Source organism: Porphyromonas sp. oral taxon 278 str. W7784, from assembly GCF_000467855.2.
In the GTDB taxonomy this organism is placed as follows: Bacteria; Bacteroidota; Bacteroidia; order Bacteroidales; family Porphyromonadaceae; genus Porphyromonas.
Window position 1 is genome coordinate 43,632 of record NZ_KI259228.1, and the last position, 24,913, is coordinate 68,544.

Annotated in this window: 23 protein-coding genes; 8 read left to right on the forward strand and 15 right to left on the reverse strand. The window is 54.3% G+C overall.

Annotation, left to right across the window (positions count from 1 at the left end):
* Positions 1 to 23 precede the first annotated feature (23 nt).
* A complete protein-coding gene (locus HMPREF1556_RS02550) occupies positions 24 to 4,046 on the reverse strand; it encodes a glycoside hydrolase family 2 TIM barrel-domain containing protein (protein ID WP_021666656.1) in 4,023 nt (1,340 codons plus the stop codon).
* Between the two features lie 534 nt (positions 4,047 to 4,580).
* Positions 4,581 to 4,985, reverse strand: a complete 405-nt coding sequence (locus tag HMPREF1556_RS02555) for a nuclear transport factor 2 family protein (protein WP_021666658.1) — start codon at positions 4,983 to 4,985, stop codon at positions 4,581 to 4,583.
* Positions 4,986 to 5,119: 134 nt separating this feature from the next.
* On the opposite strand from HMPREF1556_RS02555, the gene HMPREF1556_RS02560 reads away from it, so the two are divergent.
* Positions 5,120 to 5,434, forward strand: a complete 315-nt coding sequence (locus HMPREF1556_RS02560; RefSeq protein ID WP_021666659.1) for a helix-turn-helix domain-containing protein — start codon at positions 5,120 to 5,122, stop codon at positions 5,432 to 5,434.
* A gap of 394 nt (positions 5,435 to 5,828) precedes the next feature.
* On the opposite strand, the gene HMPREF1556_RS02565 is transcribed toward HMPREF1556_RS02560, so the two are convergent.
* The 10 genes from HMPREF1556_RS02565 to HMPREF1556_RS02605 form a co-directional block, all read right to left on the reverse strand.
* On the reverse strand, positions 5,829 to 6,452 hold the full coding sequence (locus HMPREF1556_RS02565; protein WP_369795588.1) for a TatD family hydrolase: 624 nt from the start codon (positions 6,450 to 6,452) through the stop codon (positions 5,829 to 5,831).
* A 104-nt stretch (positions 6,453 to 6,556) separates the two neighbouring features.
* On the reverse strand, positions 6,557 to 6,799 hold the full coding sequence (yidD, locus tag HMPREF1556_RS08600; RefSeq protein WP_021666662.1) for a membrane protein insertion efficiency factor YidD: 243 nt from the start codon (positions 6,797 to 6,799) through the stop codon (positions 6,557 to 6,559).
* Positions 6,796 to 7,230, reverse strand: a complete 435-nt coding sequence (gene rnpA / locus HMPREF1556_RS02570) for a ribonuclease P protein component (protein WP_052332606.1) — start codon at positions 7,228 to 7,230, stop codon at positions 6,796 to 6,798. The genes yidD and rnpA overlap by 4 nt, the downstream gene beginning before the upstream one ends.
* 31 nt (positions 7,231 to 7,261) lie before the next feature.
* Complete coding sequence (locus HMPREF1556_RS02575; protein ID WP_021666664.1) at positions 7,262 to 8,008, reverse strand: uroporphyrinogen-III synthase; 747 nt, start codon at positions 8,006 to 8,008, stop codon at positions 7,262 to 7,264.
* On the reverse strand, positions 8,005 to 8,703 hold the full coding sequence (locus HMPREF1556_RS02580; RefSeq protein WP_021666665.1) for a DUF4271 domain-containing protein: 699 nt from the start codon (positions 8,701 to 8,703) through the stop codon (positions 8,005 to 8,007). Before HMPREF1556_RS02580 ends, HMPREF1556_RS02575 begins: the two co-directional genes overlap by 4 nt.
* Before the next feature lie 110 nt (positions 8,704 to 8,813).
* Positions 8,814 to 9,725: a sugar phosphate nucleotidyltransferase gene (locus tag HMPREF1556_RS02585; RefSeq protein WP_021666666.1), complete on the reverse strand. Its 912-nt coding sequence runs from the start codon at positions 9,723 to 9,725 to the stop codon at positions 8,814 to 8,816.
* A gap of 50 nt (positions 9,726 to 9,775) precedes the next feature.
* Positions 9,776 to 11,233, reverse strand: a complete 1,458-nt coding sequence (locus HMPREF1556_RS02590; protein WP_021666667.1) for a lytic transglycosylase domain-containing protein — start codon at positions 11,231 to 11,233, stop codon at positions 9,776 to 9,778.
* Positions 11,234 to 11,245: 12 nt separating this feature from the next.
* A complete protein-coding gene (locus tag HMPREF1556_RS02595; protein ID WP_021666668.1) occupies positions 11,246 to 11,935 on the reverse strand; it encodes a DUF5683 domain-containing protein in 690 nt (229 codons plus the stop codon).
* A 39-nt stretch (positions 11,936 to 11,974) separates the two neighbouring features.
* On the reverse strand, positions 11,975 to 12,874 hold the full coding sequence (locus HMPREF1556_RS02600; RefSeq protein ID WP_021666669.1) for a ParB/RepB/Spo0J family partition protein: 900 nt from the start codon (positions 12,872 to 12,874) through the stop codon (positions 11,975 to 11,977).
* Complete coding sequence (locus HMPREF1556_RS02605; RefSeq protein WP_021666670.1) at positions 12,875 to 13,639, reverse strand: ParA family protein; 765 nt, start codon at positions 13,637 to 13,639, stop codon at positions 12,875 to 12,877.
* Between the two features lie 623 nt (positions 13,640 to 14,262).
* On the opposite strand from HMPREF1556_RS02605, the gene tyrS reads away from it, so the two are divergent.
* The 7 genes from tyrS to HMPREF1556_RS02640 all read left to right on the forward strand — a co-directional run bounded on the left by tyrS (position 14,263) and on the right by HMPREF1556_RS02640 (position 22,528).
* Positions 14,263 to 15,558 carry a tyrosine--tRNA ligase gene (tyrS, locus tag HMPREF1556_RS02610; RefSeq protein ID WP_021666672.1) on the forward strand — a complete coding sequence of 432 codons (1,296 nt, stop codon included), beginning with the start codon at positions 14,263 to 14,265 and terminating at the stop codon, positions 15,556 to 15,558.
* A gap of 264 nt (positions 15,559 to 15,822) precedes the next feature.
* Positions 15,823 to 17,553: a lysine--tRNA ligase gene (lysS, locus tag HMPREF1556_RS02615; RefSeq protein ID WP_021666673.1), complete on the forward strand. Its 1,731-nt coding sequence runs from the start codon at positions 15,823 to 15,825 to the stop codon at positions 17,551 to 17,553.
* A gap of 137 nt (positions 17,554 to 17,690) precedes the next feature.
* Complete coding sequence (locus HMPREF1556_RS02620; protein ID WP_021666674.1) at positions 17,691 to 18,713, forward strand: NAD(P)H-dependent glycerol-3-phosphate dehydrogenase; 1,023 nt, start codon at positions 17,691 to 17,693, stop codon at positions 18,711 to 18,713.
* A 31-nt stretch (positions 18,714 to 18,744) separates the two neighbouring features.
* Entirely contained in the window at positions 18,745 to 19,539 is a 795-nt protein-coding gene (locus HMPREF1556_RS02625) for a polysaccharide deacetylase family protein (RefSeq protein ID WP_021666675.1), read from the forward strand.
* Between the two features lie 27 nt (positions 19,540 to 19,566).
* Positions 19,567 to 20,313, forward strand: a complete 747-nt coding sequence (locus HMPREF1556_RS02630; protein WP_021666676.1) for an SIMPL domain-containing protein — start codon at positions 19,567 to 19,569, stop codon at positions 20,311 to 20,313.
* Positions 20,314 to 20,367: 54 nt separating this feature from the next.
* Positions 20,368 to 21,318 (forward strand): glycosyltransferase family 2 protein, encoded by a 951-nt coding sequence (locus HMPREF1556_RS02635; protein ID WP_198141846.1) that lies wholly within the window; start codon positions 20,368 to 20,370, stop codon positions 21,316 to 21,318.
* A complete protein-coding gene (locus HMPREF1556_RS02640) occupies positions 21,311 to 22,528 on the forward strand; it encodes a glycosyltransferase family 87 protein (protein ID WP_021666678.1) in 1,218 nt (405 codons plus the stop codon). The genes HMPREF1556_RS02635 and HMPREF1556_RS02640 overlap by 8 nt, the downstream gene beginning before the upstream one ends.
* A 112-nt stretch (positions 22,529 to 22,640) precedes the next feature.
* Here HMPREF1556_RS02640 and HMPREF1556_RS02645 read toward each other — a convergent pair whose 3' ends face one another.
* From HMPREF1556_RS02645 to HMPREF1556_RS02655, 3 genes are read right to left on the reverse strand one after another with little or no spacing between them, the layout of a single operon-like run.
* Positions 22,641 to 22,985 (reverse strand): GntR family transcriptional regulator, encoded by a 345-nt coding sequence (locus tag HMPREF1556_RS02645; protein ID WP_021666679.1) that lies wholly within the window; start codon positions 22,983 to 22,985, stop codon positions 22,641 to 22,643.
* Between the two features lie 5 nt (positions 22,986 to 22,990).
* Positions 22,991 to 23,773: a hypothetical protein gene (locus HMPREF1556_RS02650; protein WP_021666680.1), complete on the reverse strand. Its 783-nt coding sequence runs from the start codon at positions 23,771 to 23,773 to the stop codon at positions 22,991 to 22,993.
* An 8-nt stretch (positions 23,774 to 23,781) separates the two neighbouring features.
* On the reverse strand, positions 23,782 to 24,636 hold the full coding sequence (locus HMPREF1556_RS02655; RefSeq protein ID WP_021666681.1) for an ATP-binding cassette domain-containing protein: 855 nt from the start codon (positions 24,634 to 24,636) through the stop codon (positions 23,782 to 23,784).
* Positions 24,637 to 24,913: the final 277 nt, after the last annotated feature.

Genomic DNA, 24,913 nt, shown 5'->3' on the forward strand with positions numbered 1-24,913 from the left:
ACTAGTCAGAGAAGATGTAAGACTTAGTCGGCGAGGATGCGAAGCTCCGACCCAGAAGCGTAGTCTTGGCCGTCGTGCGCACTTAGCGCCGTGAAGCGGAGATAGCGAGCACGTGAGGACTTCGGGAGCATCACGCGCTGAAGCTTCTTATCCTTGGCGAACTTCCCCCGATAGACCTCCGTCCAGCTCTTGCCATCCCGGCTGACCGAGAGGGCGAAGTCCTTGATGTCTCCGACCGTGCTCTCGTCTTGTCTTGGGAGGTAGGTGATCCCGTGGATGTCCTTCTCCTGATAGAGATCAAAGTCAAGCCAGTGCGGATGCTTGGGCACCGTCACCGTCCAGACCGTATGCCACATCGTGTCGGGGCTTTCGTCGATGAATTGCTCCGAGCCATAGCCATACTCTTCGCTACTGCAGAAGATGATCCGTGCCTCGGCGTACTGCATCTTCTCCAGACGAACCGAAGAGATACGCCCTGGATAACGCTCGTCCCAAGCCTTCACTTCCCCGCCTTGGGCGAAAGGAATCGGCCGGGTGTAGCGCTGGGCCTTCCCCCGACCAATGGAATAGAAGAGCTTGGCACCGGGAGTGCTCGAGATCGACAGTTCGCCGTGAGCGCTACGGGAAATCGTAGGAGCGATGGCACCCGATAGTTCGACCTTAGCGAGCTGGCTGGCGTCTTCGCCCGAACGTAGAGGACGAAGTACCAAGCTGAACGTCTGGGGCGAGGCAAGCGTCTGGCAGTCAGCCAACGGACCGCCTTGTCCACAGCTCGCCCCTCCGAGACCCGTCGTCGAGCGAGACAGGACAAGGTGCGTGTCACCCGCCGCTGGCAACTCATGCGGATGCGCTGCCAGCATCAGATCCAGCGCCGAATAAGGGAGCGCCGAACTGGTCATCACGCTGTCGGTAGAGAAGAGGAGCCCACGCCCAGCCTTGTCCGTGAGGCTGACCCAGCGGACATCCTCGCGGTTAGCCATCGTCTGGGGCTTGGGGAAATCAACGAACTGGTCGGCGACTCGGCTTTCGTGACGCTCGATATATTGGCTGGCCTTGCGGTCGCCGTAGTTAGTGATCGGGCCACGTCCGTAGTACGTGTAGCGATCGTAGCTCTTGGGCAGGACGAATTCATAGCCAAGGCGAGGAAGGGTAAGGCTAGGCTTATTCGTCGATAGACTGGAGCGGAGCTCGATACTTCCGTCAGGATGCACTGTCCAGACCGTCTGCGCAAGGATATAGAAGTCACTTTCGCTAAACGGATGCGCTACATCCTCCTCGATCTCGTAGCACCCCGAAGCCCGATGCATCGAGAGCGTCGCTCCCTGGGGCGCTTGCGAGCGGATGGTGAAGAAGAGTTCGACAGAGCCATCAGAGAGCTTTCGGGCCTGATGCGCTAGGACTCGGTGGCGAAGGTTATGTAAGCCGTTGGTCACCCAAGCCGAACGTATCCAGATATCATTATCCGCAGGGGCACGGAAGGCCGAGATCTTCGGGCCCTGTCCCGAGTGAATGAGCGTGTCTTGTGCGTAGACCAGCTGACCGATCGTACCTTGCTCGAGGTCGAAGTTCACCGAGAAATCCCTCCCCTTGACTTCAAATGCCTTCGCTGATAGTGACCGAGACTGAAGGCGCTCCGAAGAACTTCCCTCACGAGAAGCCCGCTGAAGGAGGGGCTGTAGAGCGATCTGCTCGTCGGCTACGACATACCCTGCCTCAGCCCAAGGCTTAGCCGAGCGAAGACGACACTCAAGCTTGAGGAAGTACTCGCTCTTGGGATCGAGGGAAGCAGTAGAGACGGGCAGGGAAAGCTCCACTGCTGTGCGAGGAGCTACAGAAGAGAGCGGGCGAATACCATCGCTCGTCATCGTCCCGTCTTGCCAAAGCGACCAGCGAAGTTCGTAGTCGTCGAGGGAAGAGAAATAGTTCTTATTGAAGAGACGCACCTTACCCAGAGCAAGATCTACGGGCTCGAGGCTCACGCTCTGATAGACCTTCTTCACCTCATAATATTGAGGCTTCGGCTGAAGATCAGCGAACATCACGCCGTTCATCACGAACATCCCGTCGTTCGGTAAGTCACCGAAGTTACCGCCATAAGCTAAGTAGCGCTGGCCGTCCGAAGTATGATTGTAGAGCGCTTGGTCTACCCAGTCCCAGATAGCACCACCGCAGATGAAGTTCGTGCGGTCAATCGCCTTCCAATAATCAGCAAGTCCGCCACAAGCATTGCCCATCGAGTGAGCGTACTCCGAGATATGGAAGGGGTACTTAATATCATACTTGCCCTCGGCCGCACCTTCTACCCAAGCGATGGAAGGGTATTGGTTGGAGCCCATATCTACGATGTCGTTGTTGCGCTCATATTGCACGGGGCGGGAAGTATCGATGCGCTTGGTCGCTTCGTAGCTTTTGGTGAAGTTGATACCAGGACCAGCCTCGTTGCCCAGCGACCAGATGACGATGCTTGGATGGTTGATGTGAGCGTGAACCATCTCCAGCATGCGGGAGACGTGCTGCGCTTCGAACTCGGGGACATGCGAGAGCGAAGCCTTGCCGTAGTAATATTCGTGCGACTCTACATTAGCTTCGTCCTCGAGGTAGATACCATACTTGTCGCAGAGATAGTACCAATAGGGATCGGTAGGGTAATGTGAGTTGCGCACATGATTGATATTCGCTCGCTTCATCAGGAAGACCTCCCGCTCCATCTGCTGATGGCTGACGGCATGGCCTGTAGAAGGGTTGGTCTCATGACGATTGACGCCACGGAGCTTGACGGGCTTGCCGTTGATGTAAAAGTAGCGACCAGCACGACCAAACTCATCTTCGCCTGCTGGCGTATCCTTGATCTCGACCTTGCGGAAGCCTGTGTAGGTCGAAGCTCGATCAAGAAGGCGCTTGCCTGACTTGTCGAAGAGCTCGGCGACTAAAACATATCGGTGAGGAAGTTCGGCTGACCAGAGCTGGGGCATCGAGATCTTCAGTTCAGTTTCGGCGGTAGCGGGCGCCGAAGTGCGGGCTTCTGCGCTCGCTACTGCGACGGGATCGACCTCGTCCGAATAGAGAGCGACACGGTAGAGCTTATAGCGAAGGAGGAGATCCTTCTGAATAGCCTTCACCCACTTGCTGTCTAGGTCGGCGGAGATACGGAGTGTTCCCTCACGAAGATCAGGAGAAAGGTCGGGGATGAGGCGAAGATCCTTCACGTGAATACGGGGCTTGGCCGTCAGATAGACCGAACGGAAGATCCCAGGAAGTCGGAACATGTCCTGCGCCTCCAGGAACGACCCGTCGCTATTGCGGTAGACTTCGACCGCCACTACATTCTCTCCCTCGGGGCGGAGATAGCGGCTGATGTCGAAGGAAGCCAGCGAACGGGAATTTTTAGAGAAACCAACGTACCGACCATTGATCCAGAGGTAGAAGAAAGAATCGACACCATCGAAGTTGAGATACACAGCGTGCCCCTGCCAGTCCTTGGGGATGGTGAAGGTCCTGCGGTAAGATCCGACTTCATTACGGTCACGATAGGTCGTCCACTCCTTGGGCGGGGTGCGCATGACACCGCCACGCCAGTCGTCGGCTTTCACTTGGTGCCAGAAGATGACTTGCTGATTGACGTAGATCGGCGTGCCATACTTCTGCTGGCCATCCTTCTGAAGGCCGTAGACATTCCAATTCATCGGCACCGAGACCTTGTCCCATCGGCTGACATCATAGCTTGGCTGGAAGAAGTCACGTGGACGCTCCTCGGGCGTTCGCACCCAGTGGAAGGCCCACGTTCCATTAAGGTCTTGGTAAAGAGAACTGTTCTGGGGAAGGACCTTCGTGATCTCATCCCGCTCCTTCGAGCCAAAGGAGAAGAAGAATGCATGCGGTTGCTCTTTGTTGAGCGCATGCCTGGCGGGGCTTTGCCATTCATCGCCCTTGGGATTTGCCTCGTCCTGGTACTCGTAGCCCGGCAAGATTCGCTGGGCGCAAAGGCTACCCGAGAGCGAAAGTGCAAGTACCGTGAGTAGCGTTCGTACGGTCATGATTTTCGTCATCTTATTGTGCTAAGGGGTTGCTGAAGCTGGTTGGTCTCTGAAGACCGGTGGTAAAATTACCCTTTTACAAGCACATTCCTTCTAAGCGAACTGAAGTTCCCCTACCTCCCCACCGAAGGCGGGGCAACTTCGACCTCCTTCCCCACCCGATTCTTCCCGCTGAAGCGGGCTAAAGAAAGAATACTCCCGTCCTGAAGTAGAGGTGCTTCACGGGCGAAGGGATTGAGATTGGATTGAAGATTGATTGGATTTCTTTCTTGAAGTTTCTTGATTTTCTTTCAGAAGTTTCTTGACTTGGTTTGCAAATTGGCTCGATTTCCTTCCTGAACTTCCTTGACTTCGCCGAAGAAGTTCCTTGACTTTCCGAGGGAAGTTCCTTGAGTTCCCATCAGAAGTAATATAACATTCGAGCGGAAGTAATACTACTTCTGATGAGAATTCAAGGAGCTTCCTAAGCGAAGATCAAACGAATACGAAAACAGGCAGTAAGACGCATTCATCTTACTGCCTGTTCTCAGTGGAGCTGGTTATTGATCAGCCTTGCGCTAGAGCCGTCCAAATACGGTCTTCTTCGTCAATTCGCTCGGAGAAAAGCCAGACTTCCTTGATCAAACCATCCTCAAAGCGGAAAAGGTCTACCCCTTTCATCTCCATCGAATATCCGCTTGCCGACACGGAGAATGCAACCGCTGCCACGACCAAATCTCCGTTTTCCGTTACGTAATCTACTTGGTCGATGGCGAATGTCCCATTACTCAGCTGAGCCATCTTACCCAAATGGGCAAAAACATTCTGCTTACCGCTGTAGATGCCAGACACTGCTCCCTTCCCTGGCTGATGCCATATCAAGTCATCGGAGAGCAAGGTCCCCACCGTTTCAAAGTCACCTTGAGCCAATGCTGCATAGAACAGGCTCACCTTCTCTGTCTTCTTTTCCATAAATCAGTGTTCTTAGTTGTTGAAATCTCTACAAATTTATACCTTAGAATCAGAAATAACAAGTACTTACGACATGGTATGCTACTTACTTAATTGTTAGAATTGCTGATTATCAACAAGAAAAAAATGCTCGTATGGAAAGAAAAATCTCGGACAAAGACTGTCCCGTGCGCAAGTCAATGCAAATCTTCGCCGGCAAATGGACTCTACTCATCATCTTTCAAATCAACCAAAGGACGATCCGCTATGGAGAACTCAAGCGTGCTATTCCCAACATCAGCGAGAAGATGCTTATCGACGAATTGAAATTCCTGTGCGATAAAGGGCTCGTCAAAAAGGAACAGTATCCCGAAGTTCCTCCAAGAGTAGAGTACTCCCTAACAGAATTAGGAGAGAAAGTACTGCCGATCATCGACGAGATAGCCAAGTTTGGCATGGAGAATTTATAACTCATCTAGTACTTCTCATGCAGACTTTTTGCTCCCAAACGAATCGTTATCCCTCTCCAAAACAAAGGCCTCCCCGAAGCGAAGCCAAAGGACTTCCCAAACGGAATTAAGAGACTTCCCCTGCGAAGTAGAGATCCTTAGCGGGCGAAGGGATTGAGATTGGATTGAAGATTGATTGGATTTCTTTCTTGGATTGATTGGACTTCCTTCTTGAAGTTCCTTGACTTCGCCGAAGAAGTTTCTTGACTTCCTTTCGGAAGTAATATAACATTCGACCGAAAGTAATATTACTTTTTCCAGCCCCTTCAATTACCTTCCGTCGAAGGTGATATTACCTTACCTCGGAAGTTCAATTACGTTCGGTCGAAGGGGCTAGTAGATTGCATCGAAGGGGCTAGTAGTTCCCGCCTTCGCTTAAGAGTCTGGGGAAGAATGTAAGGGCTTGGGCGTAGAGCTTCTCACGAAGTTCTTTGAGCGAAATGCCTAGCGAACAGGACGCATCTTCATAGACCGAGGCGATCGAGAGATCGGGAACGTCATCCGTTTCTAAGAAAGCCCGCCCTTCACGATAAGCGAGGGCAAGGCTCTCCGAATGAAAGTACCGGCCGAAACTTAAATAGAAGCCCGCCCGAAGTAATTGCTCCGCCTGCTGAGGCTTCCCACGAAAGCCGTGGATGAGCCAAGGCGAACGGGGACGAAGTTCCTTGCCCAGGCGAACGAGGTCCTCTTGGGCACGCACCAAGTGAATGATGAGGGGAAGGTCAAGGCGGTCAGCGAGCTGTGCTTCTTCACGGAAGAAATGTAGCTGCTTCGAATAGGGCGTCGAGCAAACACGGTCAAGTCCCGCTTCTCCTAAAGCCACTACCCGAGGCGAGCGAAGGAGCTTCTCCTCCAGAAGAAGGAGACTTCCTTCCGTCAGATCCTCAGCTTGCCACGGATGAAGGCCGATACTTGCGAACGTCCTTCCCGCAAAGTGCTCGGGCATCGCCTCGGTAAGATGAAGGCTATGAATCTGAATGCTCGTCGCATCACCTTCTTCGGGGCAATGCGTATGAGTATCGACGTAAGGGGAGTACAGTTCTTCGGGGAGCATCGGCGAGGAAGGTGCGACGGGCTCGTCAGCTAAGGCACGGGATCATAACCGCTTCCTCCCCAGGGATGACAACGGAGGATACGGCGAAGGGCAAGGTAAAACCCTTTGAAGGGACCATGCTTTCGGATCGCTTCCAGGGCGTACGTGGAGCACGACGGCGTGAAGCGACACGACGGAGGTGTAAGAGGGGAGATCGCTCCCTTATAGAAATAGATCGGTAGGAGCAGAAGCCAAACGAGCGCTTGGCGAAGAAGTCCGAGGAGACGTTTCATAAGCCTTCGGGGGAAGTTCCCGTCTTCTCGAGCTCCACGGCAATGCGAGCCAGCGCCTTCTCCATGCCTCGATCGACGTCGGTCTGCTTAGGCAACTCCTTCGCTACAGAGAGTAAGCCCAGATGGATATGCATCCGACGCTCCTCGGCCAAGGCAAGGAGCGGGTGCTTACGCCTACGATAGCTCTCACGGATCAGCCTCTTCACCCGATTACGCTTATTAGCTCGGCGGAAATACTTCTTGGCTACTACGACGAGGATCGCCGTGCTTGGCTCCTCTCCTTCTGCTACGGGCGTGAAATGATACACCACCCGAAGAGGATAGGCAATGAAGGCCTGCCCAGAAGCAAAGAGGGCGTCCACATCTCGCTTGAGATGCAGACGCTCTTCCTTCGATAACGTACAGCGAGGGGATCGGATAGGATCTTCCACAGATATTATCCCTCCACGAGTAGAGGTACTGCTAATTATTCTTCTGGAGATACTGATCCAGAGCCATCGCCATAGAAGGTGCCCCAGGAGATGGCGCTGAGAGATCAAGACGTAGACCTGCTTGCTCGATGGCCTGACAAGTAGCCGGACCGAAACCTCCGATGAGTACCTTGCCCTGCTCGTAGTCTTCGTGATTGGCGAGCAGTGAAGTCACCCCAGCAGGACTGAAGAAGATGATCATGTCATACTCTTCTTTCTTCTCTTGGTCGGTGAACTTCTTGCTGACCGTGCGGTACATGATCGCCTTAGCAAACTGTAGCTTCTTTGACTCCAAGAGGTCGATCAGATCATTCTTGTGGTCCTCGGCCATCGGTAGGAAGTAGACTTCCTTGTTGTGCTTCTGCATGATCGCTACCAGTTCAGCCTGACCACCTGCCTCGGGATAGAATACCTTGCGCTTGCGGTAGACGATGAACTTCTGGAGATAGTTAGCCACCTGCTCGTTGATGCAGAAGTACTTCATGTCTTCAGGCATAGTGACACGGAGCTCTTCACTGAGCTGGAAGAAATGCTCCATAGCTTTACGCGAAGTGAAGACGATAGCCGTGTGGTCCAGGATATTCACTTTCTGATTGCGAAACTCTCGAGGAGTCACCGACTCGACCTCGATGAACGCACGGAAAGTAGCTTTAGCTCCATGGCGCTCGGCAATATCATAGTAAGGGGACTTCCCTGACTCAGGCTGAGGTTGGGAGATTAGAATCTTCTTGATACTCATTGATACAAATTCGGAAGGAGATCACTCCTCATCAGATATATACCACCCCCTACGAGGTAGAGGAATGGTACAACTTCGTGGGCGCAAAGGTACAAAAAAAGAAAGAGGCCTCCAGCGGACCCGTGCGACATGCGACGCACGACCTGGATGATACCAAGGAGCTGGACAAGTACTAATGTACCGATGGCGATCCACCATAGGACGAGGGTGGGGAGCGGTGCAAAGGTCAGCAAGGAGACCAATGCCATCAGAAGCGCTCTCAGCCAATCCTGGAAGAAATAGTCTTGAGCTAGTAGCCCTCCAGTGAGATCATCAAGCAGCACATAGCGCCAAAGCTTGAAGGCCTTCGAGCGAAAGTAAAGGAAGAGGTACACTCCTAAGAAGAGCACGACCAGCTGCATCACCAGGCTTGTATAGTTACTCCCGAGGAGAAGTCCTTCGCGAGAGGAAAGCCTCAGCACCGTCAGCGCAATGGATAAGCTCCCTAGCACGTAGGATAGAAAGCGAAAAAGCCCATACGAGACGAAGCGAGAAATGTAGACTGCCCCCGAGTCGGGATTGCCTTGGCGCCATGCTCCCACAGCCACCCCGATGAGTCCGGGCGTATAGACCCAGACGATCAAGGTGAGTAGCCAGATGACTAGCTCGGTGAGATAGCTGACATTCGCTAAGGGCTCGGTGAGCGCAAAGTCCATGCTGATATAGGAGATAAGAGAGAGCACTAGGTGTACTAGCTCGTAGAGCGAGACCAGTGCCTCAGCTCCACGAGCTAGTCATAGGAGGATAGCCTCCTGATGGGTTGAGATTAGCTAAAGAGCTTCTCGGGATAAGCTCCGTCTTCTGCCAGAGCAGCGAGCTTAGCGACGACGCCTGGACGGTCTTCGGCGTAGGTCACACCAAACCATGAGTCTGGCGTATCCAGTACCTCTACCGTCGAAGTACCTTCTGCCACGAGGTGGTTCACCACCAGCGGGATGTAGTACTCGAACTTAGGGTTCGTCTCTACCGAGCTTAGGAAGTGACGGAAGAGACGCTCTGAGTGCTCGAAGTAGTCAGGCGTGAAGCCCCACATATTCATAGAGACGGGCGTATTCTCATCGAGGATCACCTTCTGACCATGCTCGTCAGTGAAGGCGATCTTACCCTCCTCATCACGAGCGATAGCCGTACGCTCCACGACCCCCGTGAGGAAGCCGTTAGCATCTACCTCACAGACACCTCGTGCTACACTACCACTCTCGCTGAGGGTATTGCCGACACGATAGCCGACCATGCAGTACTTGTCGTGCGAATCCGAGAAGCTACGGAGCTTGTCTGCTAGAGCTGCGAAGCCATGACGACCATAGAAGTCATCGGCATTGATCACTGCGAAGGGCTCCTTGACGACTTCAGCAGCCATCATGACTGCATGGTTCGTACCCCAAGGCTTCTCACGGCCCTCGGGCACAGAGAAGCCCTCGGGGAGCTTGTCAAGATCCTGGAAGACGATCTCCACGGGGATCTTGTGCTCGTACTTAGAGATGATCTTCTCACGGAACTCCTGCTCGAAGGTACGACGGATGACGAAGACGACCTTACCGAAGCCTGCACGGATGGCATCGAAGATCGAATAGTCCATGATCGTCTCCCCAGAAGGGCCGACACCATCAAGTTGCTTAAGACCGCCATAGCGGCTGCCCATGCCTGCTGCAAGGACGATTAGAGTTGGCTGTTTCATTACGTTTGCTTTTACCAGCGTGATATATGATGTTATGCTTGTATCGTAGGTTAGCGACGTCTCTTCTTACCTCGCTTCGTTGCCTTAGAGGAGCGGGAGGAAGAGCCGGAGGACTTAGCCGCCTTGGTGATCTTGATCTTCTGCCCGACGCTGAGCTTATCGGAGCGAAGGTTATTGTTCTTCCTTAGCTCCTCGACGGTAGTGCCGTACTTATGGGCTAGGGAGTAGAGCGTCTCTCCTGAGGTGACGGCATGGGTACTCGTGGTCTGGCGCTCTGTAGTGCGCTTACCATGGCGTGAGGAGGGCTTTGCGTCCTCTTCCTCCGTAGCCTCCTCCTGCTCCTCCTGCTGTGCCTTGGCTCTGACAGTAGAGCGTGTCGTGGCGACAGAGGCTGGGCCATCGAAGTTCACACGAAGCTCAGGAGAGTGTACCTCCGAGCCTGCACTGTCTAGCTTGAGGATAGCAGAGAGCGGGAGGCGTACGGGATAAGGGGTGGTATTCCCAGGGATGATCCCCCGGCGGAACTGAGGGTTGAAGGTCGAGATCAGTTCCGTCGATAGCCCCGTGATCTCAGAGATGCGATCGAAGGTAACCCGATGATTGGCTGTGTAGTAGTCGGTAGCTAGGGGTCGGCCGAGCTGTCGGGGAAGGATACCATACTCTCTATGGTAGTGCATAGCGAAGTAAGCCCCGATGAAGAGGGGGATGTAGCGTCGTGTCTCATTCGGCAGGTAGCGGTAGATCTCCCAGAAGTTGGGGCGATCAGTGCCGGTGCGCTTGAGCGCACGATTGACGTTCCCCGGTCCGCAGTTATAGGCGGCCAGGACGAGCCACCAGTCTCCATAGATGCGATAGAGGTCCTTGAGGAAGCGACAGGCTGCTTCAGTGCTCTTGACCGGGTCCATACGCTCATCGACGAGGCTATTGACGGTGAGTCCATAGATCTTACCCGTGGGGAGCATGAGTTGCCAGAGACCGGCAGCACCCGCTGGAGAGATAGCCTTGGGATTAAGGGCAGACTCGACGATGACCAGATAGCGTAGCTCCATAGGGAGGCCACTCTTGTCGAGGGTCATCTCGATCTCAGGGAAGTAGAGGTCGGAGAGGGAGAGCATGGAGCTCAGTAGACCACGGCGCTTGAAGAGGTAGAGCTCGATGGCCTCACGGACCAGAGGGTTGTAGCTGAAGCGCATAGCCGACGGCATCCTATTGAGCATACGGATATATGTGCTATCAGGGGTATAGGGTACGGACACAGAGGAGTAGCGCCCTGACTGCTGGCGTCCGCCAGTAGAGTTGCCATAGCCCGAATACCACTGCTCCAGCATGCGCTCGACATCCTTATCTAGGGAGGCAGGCAGGGTGATGGGGTCCAGGAGGGCGGAGGCAAGAGTAAAGGGAGAGGTAGGTCTATCCACACGCTTCACACTATCGACCTGAGCGGGGAGGGTACGTACGCTCACGAGGATAAGGGCGGTGATGGAGAGGAGCTTGATGAGAAGCTTCATCTATCGTTGCGATTAGAAGGTGAGGCTACAGTTGACCCCTAATTGGTAAGAGGGGATACCGAGCTTGGGTAGTCCCACTTCGGGAGCTACACGGAGGGAGAGATCAGGGCTAATGTCGAAGGTATAGAGCTCAGCATCGACATAGGCGTCGAGTATAGAGAGTCCGTAGACGAGGATACTGGCTAGGATACTGAGGTCACGATAGCGACGGTAGAAGTCATTCCCTCGCTTGAGGGTGGACTTGAGGGTAGACTGGTAGGTCTTGTAGTCTTCGGCCTTAGCCCCTGCAGGAGCGAAGGCCAGCCAAGAGGTATTCTTCGAGGGGTCTTCGCTTGAGAGGTCACGATAGGCAGCGTGGTAGTCTTGGTACTGACGATGATTCCACGTCACCGAGTAGTAGCAGGTCATGAAGGCCCCCCAGACGATGGGGAGCTTCCAGTACTTGCGATTGTATATCTGTCCTCCACCAGGGAGTAGGGCCCAGAGGAGCGCCTTAGAGGAATTGGGTTGCCAGTTCACCTGATCATGGATCTTCAGCGCTTGCTCTCGGAAGTCGGGAGAGGCTGGTGTATGAAGCTCAGTCGTATCCTGAGCTCCTACCAGACGGCTCTGCTCCAGAGAGGTAGGTAGAGTCTCCTGTCCCCAGACGGGTGTCAGGGGCGAGAGTAGGAGCAGAAGCAGGAAGATATAGATCGGACGCACGATAGGGACTATTGAGGCGAACTAGACGATAGGGCGGGATTAGTGCTGGACACGCTCCAGAAGCTGCATGATGCGCTCCAGCTCTTCATCGCTTGCGAAGGGGATGGTGAGCTTCCCCTTACCCGAGGCAGAGCATCTGAGGGTCACGCTGGAGGAGAAGACCTGCGAGAGGTGTTGCTCCAGCAGACGGAAGTCCTTGCGCTCGGTAGCTCGTCGGGGACGGGCGGGTGTCGCTGAAGGTTCGTCCCCCGAGGGCTGATCGGCGATGGCACGGGCCAGCTCCTCGACAGCACGCACGCTGAGGTGCTCGGTGAGGATGAGGTTGTAGAGCTCGATCTGACGCTCGGTGTCCTCGACCTGTAGGAGGGCACGAGCGTGGCCCATGTCGATGAGTCGCTGGGTGAGACCGAGCTGGATCTCTGCGGGGAGGCGCAGGAGACGGAGGTAGTTGGAGACGGTAGCACGCTTCTTGCCCACACGGGCAGCCAGCTCCTCCTGCTTGAGGTGATGGAGGTCCAGGATCTGCTGGTAGGCTAGGGCTACCTCGATGGCATTGAGATCCTCACGCTGGATGTTCTCGATGAGGGCAAGCTCTAGGACTTCGTCTTCGCCCGTGGTACGGATGTAGGCGGGTAGCGTGGTGAGACCAGCTAGCGCAGCTGCACGCCAGCGTCGTTCGCCCGAGATGATCATGTACTGACCCGAGGGTAGGGCCTGCACAGTGATTGGCTGGACAAGCCCTAGGGAGCGGAGCGAAGCTGCTAGCTCCTCCAGGCTCTCATCGTCGAAGAGTTTGCGAGGCTGGTCTTTATTGGGGATGATCTTGTCTATCGGTAGTTCCTGGATAGAGGCTGCCCCTAGGAGAGGCTCTTCGGTAGAAGCGCCAAGGAGATTACCCAGGCCTCGCCCTAGGACATTCTTATTCTTTGACTTTGTCATCTACTTATTCTTGTTGATCAGCTCAGAGGCTAGCTGTAGGTGATTGATCGCTCCACGGCTATCGGCATCGTAGAGCAGAGCTGGCAGACCGTGGCTAGGAGCTTCTCCTAGCTTGACATTGCGCTGGATGACGGTCTCGAAGACCAAGTTCTTGAAGTGCTCCTTGACCTCCTCATAGATCTGATTGTTGAGTCTGGTACGGCTATCGTACATAGTCATGAGGAAGCCTTCGATCTCCAGCCGTGCATTGAGACGCTGGCGGACGATACGGATGGTATTCAGGAGCTTAGAGATCCCCTCGAGGGCGAAGTACTCACACTGCACGGGGATGAGCACAGAGTCTGCAGCCACGAGCGCATTGACCGTGATCAAGCCCAGCGACGGGGAGCAGTCGATGAGGATGTAGTCGTAGGCATCGACTACAGGCTCGAGGACAGAGCGCAGGATGTACTCTCTTCGCTCCCGCTCTAGGAGCTCTAGGTCTGCTCCAGCTAGATCAATATGGGAGGGCAGGATATCTAGCCCATCGACGACCGTCTTAGTGATCGCCTCACGAGCGGGTAGGCCTGCACATAGGCACTCGTAGATCGTCTTCCCCAGCTGCGACGCATCGATACCGATACCCGACGAAGCATTAGCCTGAGGATCGGTATCCACTAGGAGTACACGTTTCTCCAGCGAGGCCAAGGAGGCCGCTAGATTGATCGCTGTAGTGGTCTTCCCCACTCCTCCCTTTTGGTTAGCTAATGCTATGACTTTACCCATATCGCTAGATGATCCGTATTCTTAAAACTCTCGTTACTCTATCTATGGTATCTCCCTTCATCCCCACTAGCCTACTAGAGGAGGGACAGAAGACACCAAATTAGCCCCCAAAATTACTACTTCTCACCGACATGGCTTGCCCCTAGCTATATCTATCAGAGAATAAGGTCTGTACCTGAGACAGCCGACTTAATCCAGCGTAAGGGAGGCCATCCCTCCCCTACTCCTTCTCCCGAGATCGAGCGGGGAGGCGGGAGATAGGACAGACAAAGCTCCCTTGATAGACCGCCCGACAAGCGTCCCTTCTACAGGGCTCTACATGCCCCATCCATAGGTCGTCTCAGGGACCCATTCATGGGTCACCCTGACGACCCATGAATGGGTCGCATCGGTACCCCATGAATGGGGGCTAAAAGCCACCCATTATACAGGCTGTATTTCCCCTTCCTCACCTCCACCAGCAGATACACTCTAGAAATGAAGATGATACCCGAGGAAGCCTCCACACAAATGAGCGGTACCATCAGGCGACACTCCTCGGTGGTAGAGCTGGTCTCTTCTACATTGTTTCACTACCTTTGCAGTGTTTTTACCATAGATAATATCTAGCTCAAGGAAAAGAAATGACCAATTTTATTGAAGAGCTGCGCTGGCGTGGGATGATCCACGACATGATCCCAGGCACAGAAGAGCAGCTACAGAAGGAGCGCTCTTCGGCTTATCTCGGGATCGACCCCACAGCGGACTCACTGCACATTGGGCACCTCGTAGGGGTGATGATGCTTCGTCACCTCCAGCTCGCTGGTCACCGTCCCATCGCCCTGATCGGCGGAGCCACGGGGATGATCGGAGACCCCTCTATGAAGTCTGCCGAGCGCAATCTACTGGACGAAGCCACCCTGCGTCACAATCAGGAGTGCATCAAGAAGCAGCTCTCTAAGTTCCTCGACTTTGAGAGTGACGCGCCCAATGCTGCGATCCTCGTGAACAACTATGATTGGATGAAGGACTATAGCTTCTTAGGCTTCATCCGTGACATAGGCAAGCACATCACCGTCAACTATATGATGGCGAAGGATTCGGTCAAGAAGCGTCTCAACGGGGAGAACTCTAATGGGATGTCCTTCACTGAATTCAGCTACCAGCTCCTCCAAGGCTACGATTATCTATACCTCTATCGTCACTACGGCTGTCGTCTGCAGATGGGTGGCTCCGACCAGTGGGGCAATATCACCACCGGTACCGAACTCATCCGCCGTATGGAGGGAGGCGAGGCCTATGCTCTGGTCTGCCCACTGATCACCAAGGCCGACGGAGGTAAGTTCGGGAAGACTGAGAGCGGTAATGTCTGGCTCGACCCAGCACGCACCAGCCCCTATGCCTTCTACCAGTTCTGGCTCAACGTCAACGACGCCGATGCCGCTCGCTACACCAAGATCTTCACCACCCTCACTCAGGAAGAGATCGCTCGCCTAGAGGAAGAGCAGGCCGCAGCGCCACACCTCCGTCCTCTGCAGAAGCGCCTCGCCGAAGAGATCACCGTCCTCGTACATGGTCGTGAGAACTATGAGAGCGCTGTAGCTGCCTCAGGTATCCTCTTCGGTCAGGGTACGAAGGAGCAACTCCAGTCGCTGGATGAAGCCACGCTCCTCGCCGTCTTCGAGGGTGTCCCTCAGTTCGAGATCTCCAAGGAGAAGCTTCAGTCAGGCATCAAGGTCGTCGACCTCCTGACGGAAGAGGCTGCTGTCCTGCCCTCCAAGGGCGAACTTCGTAAACTCGTCGCTGCAGGAGGCCTCAGCATCGACAAGGAGAAGGTCGCTTCTCCAGATGATCTGGTCACCACAGCTCAGCTCATCGCCGACCGCTACCTCCTCGTCCAGCGAGGCAAGAAGAACTACTACCTCCTGATCGCTCGATAGCGTAGCGCTCTTCAGCATATACATATTATGTAGGAGGGGAAGACACCTCACCGCCCTTCGGTGAGATGCCTTCCCCTCCTCTTTTTACAGACCTATACTCCCCCACCCTAGCTACCGCCCCCTTCTCGAGCAGTGATCACCCAGGATCTAGGGGGCATATACACTAAGGTGAAGGGGGGATAAGCCTACTAGCCTACCTATCGTAGAAATGCCGTATCTTTGTGTACATTAGTATAAATAGACAGACAGCATATACAGTATAGCATGAACATCTTAGAGCTGAGCGAACAGGAGATCTTCCGTCGCCGTAGCCTGGAGGAGCTCCGTGCCCTAGGCATCAATCCCTACCCCGCAGACGAGTACGAAGTCACGGCTTATGCCCGAGAGATCCTGGATACCTTCCAGGACGATGCACCTCGTCGCCACGTCCGTGTAGCTGGGCGTGTCATGGGACGCCGTATCATGGGTAAGGCTTCCTTCCTAGAGCTCCAAGACTCTACCGGACGTATCCAGATCTACATCACCCGAGATGAGCTCTGCCCAGGCGAAGACAAGGCTCTCTACAACAGTGTGGTGAAGAAGCTCATGGATATCGGTGACTTCATCGGCATCGAGGGTGAAGTCTTCCGCACCCAGATGGGTGAGATCTCCGTACATGCTCACTCGCTGACCTTCCTCTCGAAGGCCCTTCGTCCCCTCCCCGTAGTCAAGGAGAAGGATGGGCAGACCTTCGATAGCTTCACCGACCCCGAGCTCCGCTTCCGTCAGCGCTATGTGGACCTTGTGGTCAATGGCCACGTCAAAGATATCTTCCTCAAGCGTACGAAGATCTTCAACGCCATGCGCCAGTTCTTCAACGAGCGAGGCTACATCGAGGTAGACACCCCCGTGCTACAGCCCATCCCTGGAGGTGCTGCTGCTCGCCCCTTCATCACGCACCACAACGCTCTCGACATCCCCCTCTACCTACGTATCGCCAATGAGCTCTATCTGAAGCGCCTCATCGTCGGAGGCTTCGAGGGAGTGTACGAGTTCAGCCGTAACTTCCGCAACGAAGGGATGGACCGTACCCACAACCCAGAGTTCACCGCTATGGAGATCTACGTCTCCTACAAGGACTACAACTGGATGATGGCCTTCACCGAGCAGCTACTTGAGTTCATCTGCCTCCAGGTACTCGGCACCACGAAGGTGCGTGTCGGGGATAAGGAAATCGACTTCGAGGCTCCCTTCAAGCGCATCAGCATGCTCGATGCCATCAAGGAGCATACGGGTATCGACATCAGCCAGATGAACGAAGAGGAGCTACGTGCTACCTGCAAGCAACTCGGCATCGAAGCCGATGAGACGATGGGTGTAGGTAAGATGATCGACGAGATCTTCGGTGAGAAGTGCGAAGGCACCTATATCCAGCCGACCTTCATCACCGACTATCCTAAGGAGATGTCCCCTCTGACGAAGGAGCACCGCTCTAACCCTCGCCTCACCGAGCGCTTCGAACTCATGGTCAATGGTAAGGAGATAGCCAATGCTTACTCCGAGCTCAATGACCCCATCGACCAGCGTGCCCGCTTCGAGGATCAGCTCCGTCTCAGTGAGAAGGGCGACGACGAAGCGATGTTCATCGACCACGACTTCCTACGTGCCCTCGAGTATGGCATGCCCCCCACCAGCGGGATGGGTATCGGAATGGACCGCCTCGTGATGCTCCTCACCGGACAGGAGAGCATTCAGGAAGTACTCCTCTTCCCTCAGATGCGCCCCGAGAAGGTTGCCCCTCGCGACAAGAAGGAAGTCTTCGTCTCCGCTGGTATCCCTGAGGAATGGGTACCCGTACTTCACAAGGCTAGTTACCTCACCCTCGACGCAGTAAGAGCCGAGGAGAAGCCAGGACGACTCCTCCAGCAGCTACAGGATATCAAGAAGAAGTATCAGCTGGACCTCCAGCCCATCAGTCTAGAGACTGTCACCGCCTGGACCCAAGGTAGCAACTAGGCCTACCCCATAGCTCATGTGCCCCCCGGGGGTACATGAGCCGTGCGGGGAGGATGAATGAAATCAAGGGGTAGCCATCCCCCTTCCTCCTAGGTAGTCTCTCCCGAAGAGCCTGCCTACAAGCAACGAAAAGTATCATGTCAGAACAGACCTCTAGCATCCCCGGACGTGTAGGTATCCTCGGCGGAGGAAGCTGGGCTACAGCCCTGGCAAAGATCGTCCTGACGAGGCAGCCTCATCTCAACTGGTTGCTCCGCTCGACGAATCATGTCAAGGAGTTCACTCGCCTGAAACATAATCCTAGCTACCTCACCTCTGTCACCTTCGACTTGTCGAAGATCACGTTCTTCACCGACTCAGATGTCAATGACTTCTTCCGTTCGTGCGACACCGTGATCCTAGCAACACCGTCCCCCTATATCCGCTACTACCTCAAGCGTGTCCGCAACTCGGTCATCCGACCCAAGCTCATCATCAATGCGATCAAGGGGATGGTACCCGAGGAGAACGTCCTGATCTCCGATTACCTGCAGGAGTACAAGGAGCTACGCCCCGGACAAATCGCCGTCATCGCTGGCCCTTGTCATGCTGAGGAGATCGCCAAGGATCGTGTATCCTACCTCACCGTAGGGTGCTTCGATATGGGGAAGGCCAAGGTCCTCAGCGAAGAGCTCTTCAGCAATGACTTCGTCCACTGCGCTGTGAGTCGAGATGTCGTCGGTATCGAGTACTCTGCGGTCCTGAAGAATATCTACGCCATCGCAGCCGGTATCTGTCATGGGCTGAACCTAGGGGACAACTTCCAGTCTGTCCTCATCTCCAATGCTATTGCGGAGATGAGCAACTTCGTGAGCACCGTCCATCTCGTTAGCCGAGACGTCACCGAGTCCGTCTATCTCGGTGACCTCCTCGTCACCGCTTACTCCAGCTTTAGCCGTAACCGCACCTTCGGGAACATGATCGGTAAGGGCTACAGCGTACGCGCCGCACAGATGGAGATGAACATGGTAGCAGAAGGCTACTATGCCGCTAAGTGCATCCACTTGATCAACCTCCGCTATCAAGTGAACATGCCCATCTGCCGTACCGTCTACGAGATCCTCTACGAAGGCGCTCCCGTCGAAGCCTCCATCCGTCGCCTCTCTACCCTCTTCAAGTAGCCCCTCCACTCACCCCATACCCTCACCGAGTATGACAGCTCGAGAGCAACATATCCTACTGAGCTTCGACATCGAGGAGTTCGATGTGCCCTGTGAGCATGGGGTAGACCTTCCCATGGAGGAGCAGATACGTATCTCTGTAGAGGGTACACATGCGATCCTTGATATACTCAAGGATCATGGGGTACGTGCGACCTTCTTCTCTACAGCGAACTTTGCACAGCGTGCTCCCGAGGTCATCCAAAGACTTATCCAAGAGGGGCATGAACTGGCTTCGCATGGCTTCTATCATTCTTCCTTCGAGGTCGCTGACCTGAAGAAGTCGAAGGATGCACTAGAGGCCCAGACGGGACAGACCATCAGAGGCTATCGCATGGCTCGCATGATGCCCGTCTCCGAGGTAGAGGTCGCTAAGGCAGGCTACACCTACAATACTTCCCTCAACCCCACCTTCATCCCAGGGCGCTACATGCACCTAGGGACTCCCCGTACCCATTTCATGCAGGACGGGGTACTACAAATCCCAGCCTCGGTAACCCTCTGGGTACGCTTCCCTCTATTCTGGCTCTCCTGCCACAACCTACCCTTCTTCCTCTACCGCTGGCTCTGCCATCGCACGCTCCGTCACGATGGCTACCTTGTGACCTACTTCCATCCGTGGGCGTTCTACGAGCTGAATGAACACCCCGAGTTTGGTCTCCCCTTCATCGTACGTAATAATAGTGGACGGGGCATGATCAAGCGCCTAGATCGCTGGATCGCTTCATTCAAGAGCGAAGGGGCAAGCTTCATCACCTACTCTGAGTTTGCAGACAGTATTTCCTAATCCTTCCACACATAAAACATCATTTCTATGAACATCAACAAGTCAGCACTCTACATCAGCCTAGTAGCGGCTGTAGCTCTTGTAGTCTCTGTCTTCATCCTCGCTAGTGGGCTGAGAGACTTCCGTAGCAAAGGCGCCAAGACGATCACTGTGACAGGTAAGGCCGAGCGCAACTTCCAGTCTGACCTGATCGTCTGGTCTGCAAGCTTCACTGCTGAATCAGCTAACCTACCTAGCGCCTACTCTGAGCTCAAGGAGAAGCAACAGGCCGTCACTACCTTCCTCAATGGGAAGAACATCCCTAGCGATGCCATCTCGTACAGCAGTGTCAGCATCTCCCGTGAGAACGAGAGCTACTATGACTCGACTGTAGAGCGTACCTTCTATCGCTTCAAGGGCTACTCACTGACGCAGACGGTCACGATCACCTCCAACAACATCGATGCGATCGAAGCTGTCTCTCGTCAGATCTCTGAGCTCATCAACAAGGGTATTGAGATCGAGTCTGGCTCTCCTCGCTACTACTACACGAAGCTCAACGACCTCAAGATCGAGATGCTCAAGGAAGCCTCCGAAGATGCCTACAATCGTGCAGGTGTCATCGCAGAGGGTAGCAAGAGTAGCCTAGGCAAGCTGGATCGCTCCAGCATGGGAGTCTTCCAGATCGTCGGGCTCAATAGCGATGAAGACTACAGCTGGGGAGGCTCCTTCAACACCTCCTCTAAGATGAAGACGGCCAGCATCACCGTCAGCGCTACCTACTCGATCAAGTAATTCCACTTAGATCCCCTATTCTACGCCCTTAGTCATCACATGACCTCTAACCCCATACCTAGACTCGTGATCGTCTCCCCGTGCTACAACGAGGAGGCGATCCTTGCTTATTCAGCTCGTGAGCTGATACAGCTTCTGGAGCGCCTCATCGTCAGCCACAAGATCCTCCCCACGAGCCACGTCCTCTACGTCAATGACGGCAGTCGTGACCGCACCTGGGAGATGATCGAGGAGCTACACCAAGAGAACACCTTCATCGATGGTCTCTGCCTAGCAGGCAATGTAGGGAGTGAGCTAGCCGTGATGGCTGGGCTCATGACTGCGAAGGACGAAGCTGATGTCGTCGTCTCGATTGATGCCGACCTCCAGGATGATCTGGGGGTTATCGAAGAGATGATCGATCGCTACCTCGAGGGCTACGATATCGTCTATGGGGTCAAGAAGTCACGTCAGGCTGATCCCTTCCTCAAGCGCACTACAGCACAGGCCTTCTACCGCCTACAGCAGTCCATGGGCATACGTATGGTCTACAACCATACCAACTTCCGTCTGATGAGCCGGCGTGCTCTAGAGGCGCTCTCCAGATACCCAGAGCGTAATCTCTATCTACGAGGTATCATCCCTATGCTCGGCTACCCTTCGACGACAGTGGATGATATCATACGAGAGCGTGTAGCTGGCGAATCTAAATACAACTACCGCAAGCTCCTCTTCCTCGCTGTCGATGGGATCACGTCATTCACGACCCGCCCCATTAGCTGGATCGTCGGGATGGGCTTCTTCTGCCTGCTCATCAGCATCCTCATGGCTGTCTATGTGCTGGTCTCCTATATCGAACACCTAGCTGTACCAGGCTGGGCTTCGCTGATGCTCTCTTTGTGGTTCATCGGCAGTATGCTTCTACTCTCCCTCGGGGTCGTCGGTCAGTATATCGGGAAGATCTACATCGAGGTCAAGGATCGCCCTCGCTACCATATAGCTCAGCATCTACAGCACCATGACTAAGGGCCAGCCATTCCTTCGCCTGTGTGCCAAGCTACAGGCCTTCTTCCACAAACCCTTCTTCACCGATCCTCGTACCCTCTTCGGTCTGTGGACGCTCCTAGCTGTGGTAGCAGGGCTCACGAAGATCGCACCGCACCGCCACAATAACTTCCTCATCTTCCGAGGGGTCTTCTGGCATACACTCCAAGGGATATCACTATATGCTCCCTACCCACAGGAGTACAATGACCACAACTACTACGGGCCTGTCTTCAGCCTCGTCATCGCACCCTTTGCCCTAGTACCTGAAGCCCTTGGTCTGCTCCTCTGGCTTGCGGTGCTAGCCCTAGGGATGTACTACGCTGTACGTAAGCTACCTCTTGCTGAGGGGCGACAGATCTTCCTCTACTGGTTCTGTGCGCACGAACTACTGACGGCGCTACAGATGCAGCAGTTCAACATCGCCATCGCGGCAATCATCGTCGGCACCTTCGCTGCTATCGAACGAGGGCGGGAGATCACCGCTGCCTTTCTCATTGTCCTAGGGACGTTCGTCAAGCTCTATGGCATCGTAGGGCTAGCCTTCTTCTTCTTTGTCAAGCGTAAGCCTCGCTTCATCCTCGCCCTCATCGGCTGGTCTGTGGTGTGCTTCGTGGCTCCTATGATCATCAGTAGCCCAGAGTATGTCATCGGGCAGTATGTAGAGTGGTTCGGTAGACTAGAAGCTAAGAACGGAGCTAACACCTTCTCACTCATGCAGAATATCTCCCTCCTAGGGATGATCCGCAAGACTACAGGTGTAGCGGACTACTCTGACCTCCTAGTCATCATCCCCGGGCTAGTGCTCTTCGGCTTGCCTTACCTTCGTATCTCCCAGTACCACCACCTGGCCTTCCGCTATGCGATCCTCAGTTCGGTGCTCCTCTTCGTAGTGCTCTTCAGTACGGGGAGCGAATCAAGCACCTACATCATCCCGTTCGCTGGGATCGCGCTGTGGTATACGACAAGCCCGTGGAAGAGATCAGGCTGGAATGTAGCGCTGCTCGTCGTAGCCTTCATCCTAAGCAGTCTCTCTCCTTCGGACCTCTTCCCCCGTGGTCTGCGTGAAGCCTATGTGCTACCCTACGCCCTCAAGGCACTTGCCCCTACGCTCATCTGGCTACGTCTGAGCTGGGAGCTTCTTACCAAGGACTATGCTCCTACCCCAACTAAGACCACGGCCTTAGACTAAGGGAAAGATACCTCGTCAGCCTCTACCCCAATGAGGCCTATGTAGCGATTAAGCCCCTACCTCCACTGCTGGAGATAGGGGCTTAATCGCTTAGTGAGTTAGGGGAGGTCGCCTAGAGCTCGAGTAGCTCTCTGAGCTCGTCGGGAGTGATCCCCAGCAGGCGTGCATCACGCTTGAACTGTGGGACAGTCTCCTCATGGAAGACCTTGCGCCTCTGAGCTAGCACCGACTCAAACGCCCCAGGGGTGATGTAGTATCCTACGCCTCGCTGGGTATGGATGAGTTCACGCTGTGAGAGCTTGTCATAGGCGTGGACGACGGTATTGGGGGCTACCTGCATCAGCACGGCCATATCTCTGACTGAAGGGATACGTTCGCCCTCAGGGAAGCGCCCTGTGAGGATCCCTTCGCAGATATAGTCAATGATGTAGGTGAAGCCTACGTTGATATAAGCCATGTCATTTACTTGAGTTGGATCGTCTTGATACGATAGTAGATAGCCCAGCAGAGGAAGGCATCGATCGCAGCTAAGATCCCGACAAAGACGTAGGTCAGGAGATCCTGATTGACATCCTTGATCATCATGAAGAGCGATTCGATATCCATCTTACTCAGGATCGATACCAAGAGGAAGAAAGCCACGAACTCGATGAGGATCGACCAGCAGAAGCCAAAGAGTGCCTTACGGAAGTGGATCATACACCAAGCTGCCAGTAGGAAGGAGTGCAGAACAAAGAGTGCGATGAGGACGAAGGCGATCGTAGGTACATAGGAGACTCCCTGTGCGACGAAGGCCCAAAGGAGAAGGGTAGCCCAGTCCATAGGTACAGCTAGCGAGAAAAGGAGCGTGATCACCAGCGAAGAGACTAGAGCGATGAGATGGTAACCGATGACCAACAGAGCCATCGAGATAGACTTCTCTCCAGCGGAGGCAGGGAGCTGGGTATAGACTCCTGGCGAAGCTAGGTGCACGAGCTTATTGATCCACACTAGGCTGAAGATCGTCGTCCCGAAGAGGTAGGGAGCAGCTACCCCACCGTGATTGTACGAACTAGCTAGCTGGCTAAAGGCATCGAGTATGTTGAAGCCCGAAGTCAGGAAGTAGATCATGAAGGGGAAACCAAAGAGTGCCACCGCCATGATCAGATGGAAGATCAGCAGGGGTCTGAGCGAACTGAAGAAGCCTTCACGCGTAAGGAGGTAGATACGCCCCCATGGCGTCCTATGCATTGTAGCAGTATTCATCTTCTGAGCTAGATATTAGGGTTCGACGAAGAGTGGATGATACGAAGGAGCGCATCCCGCTGACTGACTACAGCGTTGAAGAAGAGCTCCATGCTGAAGGTGTCCTCCGTAGGTTCACCCGTAGCAGGAAGGATACCGACCGTACCGACGATCGAAGGTTCGCTGTAGAGAGCACGAGCCTGATCTTCGCTGGGGATAGGGCCGAAGTAGAGCTTCTCCGATAGGTCTGCGATCGACTCATTGCAGTAGATCTGTCCCTTCTCTAGGATCACTACTCGGTCGATGAGCTGCTCTAGGTCACGCACCTGATGGGTACTGATCACGAGCGTCTGATCCTCGCCGAGGTAGCGAGCTACAGCACGACGGAATTCTCCCTTCGATGGTATATCGAGCCCGTTCGTAGGCTCGTCCAGCAGGAGCAGGGGTACACGTAGTGCCAGAGCGAAGGCGATGAGCGCTTTCTTCTTCTGCCCTTGAGAGATCTTCTTGAGGTCCATCTTCCAGTCGAGGCCGAAGACGTCGATGAGCTCCTGAGCTACCGCTTCATCATAGGTCGGATAGAAGGGGGCGGAGATGTCGAAGTAGCGACGGATCGTCATCTGAGGGACGTGTATCTCTTCGGGGAGCATGTAGACCTGCTGGAGGAAGGCTACCTTACGCTCCCTAGGGGTGAAGCCCAGTACATCGACCTCTCCCTCCTTAGAGAAAAGCTGGCCATAGAGATTCTTGAGGAGCGTGGTCTTCCCTTCCCCATTTCGTCCCAATAGCCCTACGATACTCCCCTTAGGGAGCGAGAGCTCCAAGTCACTGAAGACATGCTTTCCGGACTTGTAGCCAAACGAAAGATGCTTTGTAGTAATCATATTATATCGATTGGGTTTTGTGTATTACGTATCGATTACACTGCAAATGTACTAAACTTTTCATACACTGGACACCTTTTGGCAAATTTAATTTTAGTCCCCTATCTATCAGCATCATAGCAAAGGGTGATTACGTCCTATAGTTCCACTGGCGCACCGATATACCTCGGATCGGGGTGTATCAGCGGTGTCTCGGGGGCTTCTCAGATAGCCCCTTTTACGACCTACGGTAGGTCGCAAAAAAAACCTACGGTAGGTCGTCGAGACGACCTACCGT